Annotated in this window: 11 protein-coding genes; 4 read left to right on the forward strand and 7 right to left on the reverse strand. The window is 65.2% G+C overall.

Annotated features, from left to right (window positions below; all coding sequences use genetic code 11):
- Nucleotides 1–125 precede the first annotated feature (125 nt).
- From SPHME3_RS0119845 to traA, 6 genes are read right to left on the reverse strand one after another with little or no spacing between them, the layout of a single operon-like run.
- The gene (locus SPHME3_RS0119845; protein WP_037477229.1) at nucleotides 126–2,726 is read right to left on the reverse strand and encodes an AAA family ATPase; all 2,601 of its coding nucleotides are present in this window, start codon (nucleotides 2,724–2,726) and stop codon (nucleotides 126–128) included.
- A gap of 44 nt (nucleotides 2,727–2,770) precedes the next feature.
- On the reverse strand, nucleotides 2,771–3,604 hold the full coding sequence (locus tag SPHME3_RS0119850) for an Eco29kI family restriction endonuclease (protein WP_018251380.1): 834 nt from the start codon (nucleotides 3,602–3,604) through the stop codon (nucleotides 2,771–2,773).
- Entirely contained in the window at nucleotides 3,601–4,788 is a 1,188-nt protein-coding gene (locus SPHME3_RS0119855) for a DNA cytosine methyltransferase (protein WP_229668350.1), read from the reverse strand. The genes SPHME3_RS0119850 and SPHME3_RS0119855 overlap by 4 nt, the downstream gene beginning before the upstream one ends.
- Nucleotides 4,754–5,197 (reverse strand): very short patch repair endonuclease, encoded by a 444-nt coding sequence (locus tag SPHME3_RS20905; protein ID WP_020493517.1) that lies wholly within the window; start codon nucleotides 5,195–5,197, stop codon nucleotides 4,754–4,756. The genes SPHME3_RS0119855 and SPHME3_RS20905 overlap by 35 nt, the downstream gene beginning before the upstream one ends.
- Nucleotide 5,198: 1 nt before the next feature.
- A complete protein-coding gene (locus SPHME3_RS20430) occupies nucleotides 5,199–5,897 on the reverse strand; it encodes a DUF6118 family protein (protein ID WP_018251383.1) in 699 nt (232 codons plus the stop codon).
- Nucleotides 5,898–5,909: 12 nt separating this feature from the next.
- The gene (traA, locus tag SPHME3_RS0119870; protein WP_026189171.1) at nucleotides 5,910–8,822 is read right to left on the reverse strand and encodes a Ti-type conjugative transfer relaxase TraA; all 2,913 of its coding nucleotides are present in this window, start codon (nucleotides 8,820–8,822) and stop codon (nucleotides 5,910–5,912) included.
- Between the two features lie 171 nt (nucleotides 8,823–8,993).
- Between traA and SPHME3_RS20910 the strand changes: the two genes are divergently transcribed.
- Genes SPHME3_RS20910 through SPHME3_RS0119885 form a run of 4 tightly spaced genes read left to right on the forward strand, consistent with a single transcriptional unit; the run spans nucleotide 8,994 to nucleotide 10,180 of the window.
- Complete coding sequence (locus tag SPHME3_RS20910; protein WP_081614895.1) at nucleotides 8,994–9,320, forward strand: conjugal transfer protein TraD; 327 nt, start codon at nucleotides 8,994–8,996, stop codon at nucleotides 9,318–9,320.
- Between the two features lie 16 nt (nucleotides 9,321–9,336).
- Nucleotides 9,337–9,564 (forward strand): conjugal transfer protein TraD, encoded by a 228-nt coding sequence (locus tag SPHME3_RS0119875; protein WP_026189172.1) that lies wholly within the window; start codon nucleotides 9,337–9,339, stop codon nucleotides 9,562–9,564.
- The gene (locus tag SPHME3_RS0119880) at nucleotides 9,561–9,845 is read left to right on the forward strand and encodes a hypothetical protein (protein ID WP_018251386.1); all 285 of its coding nucleotides are present in this window, start codon (nucleotides 9,561–9,563) and stop codon (nucleotides 9,843–9,845) included. The genes SPHME3_RS0119875 and SPHME3_RS0119880 overlap by 4 nt, the downstream gene beginning before the upstream one ends.
- Nucleotides 9,845–10,180 (forward strand): hypothetical protein, encoded by a 336-nt coding sequence (locus tag SPHME3_RS0119885; protein ID WP_018251387.1) that lies wholly within the window; start codon nucleotides 9,845–9,847, stop codon nucleotides 10,178–10,180. Before SPHME3_RS0119880 ends, SPHME3_RS0119885 begins: the two co-directional genes overlap by 1 nt.
- A gap of 21 nt (nucleotides 10,181–10,201) precedes the next feature.
- On the opposite strand, the gene SPHME3_RS0119890 is transcribed toward SPHME3_RS0119885, so the two are convergent.
- A partial coding sequence (locus tag SPHME3_RS0119890; RefSeq protein ID WP_018251388.1) for a Tn3 family transposase occupies nucleotides 10,202–10,533 on the reverse strand: 332 nt, incomplete at its 5' end.

Genomic DNA, 10,533 nt, shown 5'->3' on the forward strand with positions numbered 1-10,533 from the left:
TGCGAGACGGGATCGCTATGCGTTGGGGTGTCATTCCGCCCCCAACCGGACCCGGCCACCAGCGGCGCATTTTTCAACAGCCCCGGTCGTTTTCTGAACAGGCTAACCGCAAGCTCTTGTCATCTTTAGGGGAGCCTAACTGCATCCTGACGCTGGCGAAGGTCAGTCGCCCAACGATTGAGTGCGTCAATCTCCGCGGCTAAGGCCTCGGGACGGGGCAGGGGACGATTCAACTCTCTCGCCGATGAGTGAAGCAATTCGGAGCATCGTCCAAAACCATCGCGCATGGCCTCGCAATCGGCAGGGCTAATCACCGTAAGCTTGATGAGGCCGCCCGTGCTGACCTTGTAGGATAGCCGGCGCAAGACATGCCCCACCGTTTCCTCAACGGCGGTCTCCCACGTATCGCGCAGAACACCGGCGATCGATTTGACGGTCACGCGCCAATTATCCTCGTCGCCTTGCTCGAAATGACGCCGTTCGTTTGCGAGCTGGCGGGTAAGGGCGCCCATGATTTCGACGGCGCGGCGCGCTTTGAAAGGGGGCTCGTTGCGGCAAAATCCAGCCTTGTCCGCTCCCCGCGACACTGATCCCATCGACACTTGCGGACGTGGCTGCGCCTCTTGGGCGGCTCGCTCCAACTCGAACAGGAAAGCGAGGTCATGGGTTAACACGATCACCTGCCGGCGCGAAGCTTCATCGATGAGACGCTTCGCCACAGCCTCTCGATGCATATGGTCGAGCGATGACACCGGATCATCGAAGACAATCCCGGACTGATTGCCGGCGGTCGCCAGCTCGGCCATGAACGCCGCTAGAGCAACACAGCGATGCTCCCCTTCGCTCAAGACCTCACCCACAGCGGCCCTGGGCTGCCTGACAAGCGCCACCTTGAAGCGGGGAATGCCTTGTGCGCTGTTCTGCTGGCGCAACTCGACGGCTAGGTTCGCTATCCCAAAACTCGCGACCTCAACCGCAAATTGCGCGCGAAGTGCGTCTGTGACGAGCGCCTGCGCGATCTCGGTGCTCTTGCCCGTTATACGATTGGTCGTGGTCGCGCGCTGCGCTACCTCCAACTGCGCGATCTCACCGCGACGTGCGATCTCCGCAAGCACGTCGTCCTTAACGCCGGCCAGCCACTGGCGATCGGTAAGCTCCGCTTTCTCGGCGATCAAAGCGGCACGGACCGGCGAGCCTGCTTCGGCGATGAGCGCGGCGGACCGGGCCTCAACTTCCGCCGCGAGATTGATGATGGCTTGGCGGTCATAGGCGAGGATGGGGGCCTCAAGCACCAGTGCCGGATTGGCGTGGCGGCGAGCGATCCAACGGTGACGCCAGCGAGCCTCCACCAAGTTTCGGCGTAGATCGTTCGCTACAGCATCCTGGCGCAGCTCGTCACGTATGGTCGCGACAATGGCGCGCGCATCCGAACCACTCAGCCCGCTGCTGCGGAACGTCGTCACGGCATCCTCATGCGCGACGCGCGTTGCCTCGGCACGTTGCTGGCTATCGTCACGAACGAATGCCTCAAAGCGACCGAGGCGATCTGCCGCCTCCGGCGCGAGTTCCTGCTGGCACAGAACGCACACATCACCCGGCTCGATCGCCGGAAACGGCTGGCCTGGGTATGCTTCCTGCTCGGAATAGGTCCGAGCGCTTTCCCATAGCCCACGCCATGCGTCGCCGCCGATCGCCGGCAAGGGCTCGTCCCGAAACAGGGCTCCTGATGCCGCTATGGCCGCCTCCCGAGCCGCCTCCCTAGCTGTGGCAAGCTGACGCAGCCTTTCAGCATTTGCCGGAGCGAGGGCGCTGAACAGGCGGTCTAATGATGCGACCTGGTTATCGATCTTTGTCCTCAACGCGGCGAGCTGACGTGCGGCACGCGCGGGATCACCTGCGAGATCAGCGGTAATCTGGGCGAGGCGATCCAACTCGCCCTGGTTCAAGGTCGCTAGGGCTTCCACCGTGGCGGGATCAGTACCTGCGGCCAAGCCGGCGAGGAGACGGCCTACCTCGCTTGTCGGGCTGCATGTCGGCACCGAGATAGCTTGCGGCGTACGAGCCTTGATCGTTGAAATCTCGCCAGCGAGCTTGTCCTTCACCGACCTGCAGAGCTGCGCGAGCGAGGCCAGCAGCTTCAGCGGGAAGGGTGTATAGGCGAGGTCGTTCGTTTCCTCGACGTGGATATTGGCGCAACGAGAGTCGAAGACGCTGACGGCGGTGAGCGCGGCATCGCCTGGAGTGCCAAGCCGCCACACATAGGAATGTTCAGCGCCGCCTATTGTATAGTCGATCGTTGCCGTGGGAATGCCGGGAACAGCCTCGTAAATGTCGGGGATGATGTCTTCGCGATTGGGCGTCCTGGCACGGCAAGCTTTTTTCAGAATACGCGAATAGCCGGATTTGCCTGATCCATTGTCACCATAGATGATCGTTAGGCCATGCGGCTGAAAGGCCAACCGCTGATCGGGCGCCAGCGCATTAACGTGGTTCACGCCATGGACGCGGCGGAGATTGACTTGGCCTTGAATGCGGGCGGGATCACGGAAGTTGTCAGCAGACACGGGGTCGGCCGCTACCTGGCCCTTGCAGATGGCAACCAACTCATCGACATCATGGTCGGCGAGGCTATGTCCTGTAGCTAACCGACGAAGCGCGTCACGCTGCCAGCCAGGACTATCCTCCGACCAAGTGACGATGTTCGCGAGTGCCTGTGCTTCGCTCATTGTTGTGATCGCCCCTTCGATCTCCCCCAATTGGGTTCTGTTGATTACACCTGACGCAGTTCGTCCAAAAAGCTGGTCAGCACATGCTCAAGGTCCGGAAATACCGGGTGCTCCTCAAAATGCCGGCTTAGCTCCGTCTCGATCGTTGCCGGCGATTTGGCATCTTCCTTGGACTTTTCCGCCCATTTCCGGCCGGGATGGAGCGTGTCCCACGGCGAGCGCTTATTGGCTCGGGTGGTCGCGTCATCTCCATGCTTGCCCAAGCCATAGAGTATGCTCGTCTCGCTGTTCCAAATCGGCCGGAACAGATGGATCATGTAATCCTCGGCCGCCGTTTCCCAGCCGCTCTGAACGACCAGCGATCGGAACTGAAAGTCGGCAAGGTCGAGCGTGGTGATGGCCGTACCGATGTTCTTACGGTGGTCTGAAAGACGCCCACAAAGCCGCGGCCCCTGCTCCAGCGGGGTACGGGCATTGTTGATCGCGGGCGCGGCCTGGCCGACGTAGATTGGCGTCTCGCTTCCGCTGATGGGCGCATACAGCGGAAATGGGCCGTTGTAGTAGATGGCGTAGATGCCGGAGCCATAGAAGCGCGGTATCTCGGCCAACGGGTGACGCTGCTGCGCGACCAGCGCGAGCGAGACGAACCGCCCCACCACCTTGGGATTGCTGGGATCAAACACCGCCGAAGGCTGCCGGATCGGGTCCAGCGTGTTCAGAAAAGAGCCTAGCTCCTCGATGACACCCCGGATTTCCTTCTCAAGCGTCCGTCGCCGCGGCGCCGACAGGGTGGTCGAGGTCGTCTGTTCGATGAGCTGGTCGAGATTCGCGCGCAGTTCGGCGATCGGCGACGGCGCGGGTGTGGGTTTACGGCTCATGCGGCGGTCAAATGCCTCGCCACGTTCTCTCCAACGGCCTGCGCGAGCTTCACCGGGACGGCGTTGCCGAGCTGGCGCATGGACTCGGTCCATGAGCCATGAAAGCGGTACTTGTCAGGGAAGGTCTGTAGCCGGGCGCTCTCTCGGACGCTGAAATAGCGCACGCTTCCATCGGCGCGACGCAGCATGTTCTCGCCCCCCGGGACACCGTGGACGCCCGCCTTGAGCGTCTTGGCTGGTTCATCAAGCGGACTGCCAGTGTGGCCCACATAGCTGCGGGCGCCACCTTGGAATCGATGGTTGAGGCAGGCAGCCGCGAGTTCCGGCTGAAGCTCCGGATCAGGAAGGTCTCCGATCGCGTCCCGCACGGTCAGCCACGGCTTGTCCGCCGGCTTCTCCAACAGCGCCATGCCGCGGGCGCGGAAGCGTGGATCAAGCACCCGGTCGCGCTTGGCGATCTCGTGCCGCTCCCAATAGTCACCCGTTCGTACCTGCTCCCATAGCAACGCTTCGAGCGAGTGGGTTGCCTCCGGGAAGGACCATTCAATGCCAAGGTCCGCGCGGAAGCCGACGAACACGACACGCTCACGCCGTTGTGGCACCCCGTGATTGGCTGCGTTGAGCACCCGATACACGACGTTGTAACGCAGCTCGTCCGAACCGCCCTTGGCGGTGTGGTGACGCTCTAGGCGCGCCATGTGCTCCATCCACGTCTCGCCCGGCCGCAACGTGAGTTCGGGATAGGTGAGCTGGTGGACGATATGAGCAAGGTAGGTGGCGAAGCTCGCCCTGGTCAGCCCCTTCACGTTCTCAAACACGAACGCGCGCGGGCGCGTCTCGCGCACAACCCGGACAGCTTCCGGCCACATGTCGCGCGCGTCGGCATGTGCTCGATGCTTCCCGCCAAGGGAGAATGGCTGGCAAGGTGGTCCACCCGTCACAAGGTCGATCTTGCCTTCGTGCTGTCGAAAATCGACGGCTCGAATGTCACCCTCGGTCGGCAACGGCCAATGGCTAATACCACCCGCCTTTACCTTGCGGTTCTCTCGAATCGTATCGCAGCACCAGCGATCCCATTCGACCACCTGCATGGGACGGAATCCCGCCTTGCTGATCCCCATGCCCAGCCCGCCGGCGCCGGCGAATAGCTCAATGGCCCGCATGGGCGTTTCCTTGGTCGTCATCGAGAAATCCACGTATTTTGTTCTTCAAGTGTTCCGTTTGCCCGCATTCGCATTCCCAAACAACCAGCTCCCGCCAGCCCTTTCGGTCCAGCATCGCACGATTGCGCTCGTCTCGATCGCGGTTGCCCTCCAGCTTCGGTCCCCAGAAATCCTGCCGGGATTTTGGCATTCGCGCCAGTTTGCAATTCGGATCGGGATGACGATGCCAGAAACATCCGTGGACAAAGATGACTTTCTTCCGGCCGCGAAACACAAGGTCGGGGCTACCGGGTAGACGCTTGTCGTGAAGCCGATAGCGGTAGCCCATGCCATGCACGATGCGGCGCACCAGCATCTCGGGCTTGCTGTTCTTGCCCCGAATGCGGCTCATGCGCTCGGAGCGGCCTGCCGGGGTGAGAGTGTCCGCCACCCTAACGCCTCGCCTCGGGCTCGATCTTGATCGTGCAGCGCACCGCCTCTCGCGCCTTATCCGCGCGCTTCCGGCACGCCTCCAGCGCCTGCCGGTTAGCGGTGACGATCCGATCGCCTGCCGCGATGTTGGCGAAAGCGTCCGGCGCGCTGGCGCGCATGAGGTGCTGGCCGCCTTCCCACATCGGCAGGTCGAGCGAGCGCGCCGCCATCTTCTCCGGCCATTGCCAGCTCGCGGGCACGGCGCGGGCAACGATGCCGGCGAACACCGCCCACAACATCATCCCGACCACCACACCGCCGATCGCGCTCCACATCAGCCAGCGGTTCTGCTCGTCGCCCCGGCGCGCTGATACGACGTAGCCGTGAAGCTGGCGGGTCACGTCCTCCAGGCCGGTGCGCGCCGTGGCGATCGTCTGCCGGTCTTCCTGGCGCGCCGTGCTCGCCGCTGCGGTGATCCGTCCCGCCAACTGTTCGGGCGTCATCGCCAGCATAGGGCTTTTGACCAGCATATCGACGCGCTGCGCGGTGGCGGTGATATTGTTAGCGATGACGCCCAGCGTCTCGGAATAGTCGGGCGGCTCGGGCACCTCCATGCGCTCGGCCGTCAGACGCTCGACGGCACGGCGCATCAGCGTCACCTCGGCGCGCAGCTCCTGGAACGCCTGCGCGGCTTCACTCGGCCCTTCCTCATCCGCCATCACGTCTTCCCCTTATCGGCTCATGCCCCTGTCGCGCTCGCGGCCGATCCCGATCGACTGCTCCAGCGATCTCTCGATGCTTCGGCCGCGCTCCAGTTTTAGCTCCAGCTCGGGCGCACGGCGCTCCAGCGCCTTCGCCAGCTCGGGGTCGCGGCGTAGCCCCTCGGCCATCACACCCATGCGCGTGGTAGCCTTTTCCACCCGCGCCTGGTCGCCGCCTGCCCGCTCGCGCGCCAGCCCACGCCAGCTCTCCACGAACCGGTCAGCGCGCGCGCCGGGGTCGAGCCGCACCCGGCGCTCCTCGGCCATCGCGCGCACCGCACCGCCTGTGTTGCCCCCGGCCGCCTGCCCGATCAGCCCGGGATCGCGACGGAACGCGGAAGCGAGATCGCGCGCGCCATCAGGCCGCACCTGATCCAGCGCCTCGCCGGCGCGGCGCAACGCGCTCTCCTGATGCGGCAGCACCGGCAGATCCTGCGCGCGCATCCGGCCTATATCGGCAGACGCCCGCGCATAGCGTTCAATTGCCCTGGCCTGGTCCGGCTTGCCGCCGATCGCCGCCTCGGTGCGATCCGGGGTAGGTGCCTTCTCCGGCGTGGCGGCAGGCTTGGGCCGAAAACCCGCGAACATATCCTTGGCCTTGTCGCGGACCTGATGGACGATTTCCCGCGCCCGCTCGGGCCAGCGTATCTCCCGCCGCTCGGCGAAGCTGCGCGCCCTGTCCTCATCGGACGGCACGGCATAGTCGCCGGCCATGTCCTTGGCGCGGTCGCGTGACAGCGTGCGGGCAAGCTTCGCCAAGTCGGCGAAGTCGTCACGGCCATAGTGGAGCTGCACCCCGTCACGGTGCCGCGACATGCCGACATAGGCGCTGTGCCGGTCCATGCCCGGCGTCGCGAGGAGGTGCGCGCGATCGACAGTCACGCCCTGCGACTTGTGGAAGGTAGCGGCATAGCCGTGATCGACCGCGGCGTAGTCCTTGAGGTCGAACGCAGCGTGCCCACCCCCGTCGAGCCGTACCGCCATGTGCCCGCCGTCGATCCGCTCCAACGTGCCCAGCGTGCCGTTCTTCACGCCAAGCGAGCGCTCGTTGCGCAGGAACATGATGCGGTCGCCGGCCGCGAAGTCGCGCGCGCCCCGATCGACGGTGACGCCAACGTCCTCGCCCAGCCCGCCCGACGCGCGCACCCGTCCGCGCGCCTCCTGGTTCAGCTCGCGCACCTCGGCATTGGTGTGGGTGAGGATGATGCGCGTCTGGTCGGGATCAGCCTGGCGCTGGCGATCCCAGCCTTCCACCAGCTCGGCGCGGGCCTGCTCGCGCGTATCGGCCGCGTGGACCATGCCGCAGTCGCCATAGGCGTGGATCGCCTCGCCCGTGCGGCCGGTCGCCAGTGCCCGCGTCGCGTCCTTCTGCCAGCCTTCACGCTGTCGGCGAACCTCGGTGATTTCGGCCGCGCCGTGCGCTTCGGCGATCGACCGGAACGCCGCGCCGGCTTCGATCGCCTGCAACTGCTCGGGATCGCCCACCAGCACCACCTTGGCGCCCGCGTCGCGGGCACGGGACAGCACCCGCTCCATCTGGCGGGTGCCGATCATGCCCGCCTCGTCCAGCACCAGCACGTCGTTGCGCGTGAGCTGGTCGCGGCCCTGTGCCCAACCATGTTCAAGGCTGGCGATGGTGCGGGACCGGATACCTGATCCGCCCTCCAGATTCTCGGCCGCGATCCCGGACAGGGCGGCGCCGCGCACCTGATAGCCCTCGCGCTCCCAAGCCTCGCGCGCAACGCCCAGCATCGCCGACTTGCCCGTGCCGGCATAGCCGATGACCGACGCCAGCCCGCGGCCCTCGGTGATATGGTCGAAGGCATCGCGCTGCTCGCCCGACAGGACCAGCCCGCGTCCTTCCGCAGCCTCCAGAGCGCCGGCACGGTGCCGGTCGGACACACCATGCGCGTCGCGCCGCGCCAGCTCGTCGCCGGCTTTCTCCAGACGCGCCTCGGTCGCAATCATCTCGCGGGACGTGAACCGCTCCTGGTCGCGCCCGTCTTTGCCCAATGCCACCAGCTCGGGACTGGCCCGCACCGCCGCCATCACCTGGTCGAACTGCTCCTTGCCATCCGAATGACGGAAGGCGAACGCAGCAAGATCGCGGGTGGTGAAGGTCGCCTGTTGCCGTGTGATGCCGTCGAGCGCGATGCGCGGGTCGGCCGCGATCTTCTCGCCATTCTCCCGCGCGATGCGCCGGTGATCCTCGGCACGCTCGGCGTCCTCGCCGCGGTCGAGCCGGCGCATTCCTGCCGGGCCGATCTTGTGCTGCGGCTCCAGCGCAATGCCCTGGTCTTCATAGGAACGGTGGTCGATCCGCCCCTCCAGCCCCAGCTCCGCCATGCGCTCGTTGACATGCGCCGCCCACGCTTCGCGCCAGCCCTTCAACAGCTCGGTCGAGTTCCAGTCCCGGACCTTCTTGCCGAACCCCTCCTGCCCAACTTCGCGCATCGCCAGCATGACATGCGCGTGCGGCTTCGGGCTGCCATCCTTGGCCTTGTCCCAATGCACGTTGAGGTCGGCGACCATCCCGCGCTTCACGAACTCCTTCTCCACGAAGTCACGAGCGAGCTGCACGCCCTGCTTCTCGTTCATCTCGCGCGGGATCGAAAACTCTACCTCACGCGCCAGTTGCGCGTCCTTGCGCTTCTCTCCTGCCTCCACCTCGTTCCACAGCGTCGTCCGATCCAACAGGCGCTCCGGTGCGTCCTTCGGCAGCAGCACTTCGGAGTGGATGACGCCCGCCTTGTTGGAGAAGTCGTGGCTGCGTCCAAGCCGCGCATCGTGCAGCTCGGATGCGGAGCGATAGGCAGCGGACGCAACGGCGCTGGAGCCGTTCGCACGGCTGATGACCTTGGCGCTGAAATGATAGATCGCCATCGCGACCGGCATGATGCACTTCTTAGCGCACGTCGGCAACGACGTATAAGCGCGCACTCATGATCTGCTTCGCATCTCCTGATTGACTCGGTGCTGGCTGTTGATGTGGGTTGCCCTCCCCTATAGGTTTGCTAGGCTGCTGCGGTCAAAAACGCGGAGAAAGGAAGCACCATGCGCAAGGTGCGGGACTATAACGCGGAGCTGAAAGCGCTGGAGGACAAGGCGCGTAGTCTGAAGGCGCGCCGGGTCGAACAACTCGGCCAGCTCGTCACCGCCACGGGTGCCGATTCACTCGACATGGAAACACTCGCCGGCGTGCTACTCGATGCCGTCGCCTCACAGAACGCGGAAGCGAAGGAGGCGTGGCGATCGAAGGGCGCGGCTTTCTTTCAGCGGCGCGGGCGCAAAGGTGGGCGAACTGCTGGCGGCAACCGTGACAGCGCTGGCACGCAACCAGGCGCTGATCCAGCGTCTGGAAGCGACACGGCGTCGGACTGATACGCGGGGCTGGGTCGTGCAACGGCGCGAACGCACCCGCCACCTGATCGAGCTGGGCGGCCTCGTCCAAAAGGCCGGTCTGGTCGATCTTGCTGATGACGATCGCGCGACCATTTACGGTGCGCTGCTCGAACTGGTCGGACGCGCTCGCGGCGATGATGCCAGCGATATGGTGGCGCTCTGGAAGCGACGCGGCAAGCGGGCCTTTGACGCGGAAGCGGAAGGCAAGGAGACGGTGGCATGACGACGCTCGACCTTGACGCTCTCCGGACGGAAGTTCGCGCGCTCGACTATGTACGCGGCACGCCTGCGGAAGCCGCGATGTGGCGCGAGGATGACGCGGACTCCCGCGCCAATCTCGCCATCGAGGGCATGGACCTGAACGCGGAGGATGAGGCGCTGTTCGACATGCTTCGCGACGAGGCCGTGCCCCCTCCCCTCGCCACGCAAATCATCCTCAAGCTCTACGATCATCCCAACGCCGATCCGGGGCTGGCGATCACGCCGCTGGAACGGGCCGGCTGATGCCCGGCCGGCGGATCAGCCCGCTGTTCGCGGTGCTCGTCGCCGCGGTCGTGCTGTTCGCCAGCCATAGCTGGCTCAAGGGCATCTTCGGTTATGGCGAGATTGCCACCGACATTCCGTTCCTGCTGGCCGGCGCGATCCTGTTCCTGGCCTGGCGCGTCAATCGCCGCGCCGCGAACCGGCGCAGCTCGCTGCTCGGCTCGGCCCGCTTCGGCGATCGGGGAGACGTGCGCCGGCTTGAGGGAAACGGGGATCTTCTGATCGGCCGCTCCATCGAAGGCGGCAAGCTGCTGGGGAGCACCTCAAGGTTTGTGACACGGACAGCGGTAAGCTGAACAGGTAGCGAACAGGGCGGCTCAGGCCACCTTGGCTCCGGGTCCGCCGGCGATGTTGAGTGCGCGGTAGCCGTCTTGATCGAGCTCGGCAGCGGCGTTTTGCCAGAGGTAATCGCCGGTCAGGCTGATGTGTCGCCAGCCTAGCGGGGCTACATGGGCGAGCAGCTCGTCGGGCGCGGGCTCGCCGCTGGCGCGCAGATGCTCGACGGCGCGGCCCATGTAAAGCGTGTTCCAGTACACGATCGCGGCGGTGACCAGCGTCAGCCCGGACGCTTTCAGCGCCTGGTTCTCGAACTGCGGATCGCGCAGGCGGCCCTGTTTGTGGACGAACACGGCTTGGGCGAGCGTGTGAC

Origin of the sequence: Sphingomonas melonis DAPP-PG 224 (assembly GCF_000379045.1) — a bacterium.
Classification (GTDB): Bacteria; Pseudomonadota; Alphaproteobacteria; order Sphingomonadales; family Sphingomonadaceae; genus Sphingomonas; species Sphingomonas aquatilis.

What these genes read in the sequence shown, in the direction of transcription:
- SPHME3_RS0119845 (WP_037477229.1), bottom strand. Translation starts at nt 2,726, where the DNA reads ATGAGCGAAGCACAGGCACTCGCGAACATCGTCACTTGGTCGGAGGAT.
- SPHME3_RS0119850 (WP_018251380.1), bottom strand. Translation starts at nt 3,604, where the DNA reads ATGAGCCGTAAACCCACACCCGCGCCGTCGCCGATCGCCGAACTGCGC.
- SPHME3_RS0119855 (WP_229668350.1), bottom strand. Translation starts at nt 4,788, where the DNA reads ATGACGACCAAGGAAACGCCCATGCGGGCCATTGAGCTATTCGCCGGC.
- SPHME3_RS20430 (WP_018251383.1), bottom strand. Translation starts at nt 5,897, where the DNA reads ATGGCGGATGAGGAAGGGCCGAGTGAAGCCGCGCAGGCGTTCCAGGAG.
- traA (WP_026189171.1), bottom strand. Translation starts at nt 8,822, where the DNA reads ATGGCGATCTATCATTTCAGCGCCAAGGTCATCAGCCGTGCGAACGGC.
- SPHME3_RS20910 (WP_081614895.1), top strand. Translation starts at nt 8,994, where the DNA reads ATGCGCAAGGTGCGGGACTATAACGCGGAGCTGAAAGCGCTGGAGGAC.
- SPHME3_RS0119880 (WP_018251386.1), top strand. Translation starts at nt 9,561, where the DNA reads ATGACGACGCTCGACCTTGACGCTCTCCGGACGGAAGTTCGCGCGCTC.
- SPHME3_RS0119885 (WP_018251387.1), top strand. Translation starts at nt 9,845, where the DNA reads ATGCCCGGCCGGCGGATCAGCCCGCTGTTCGCGGTGCTCGTCGCCGCG.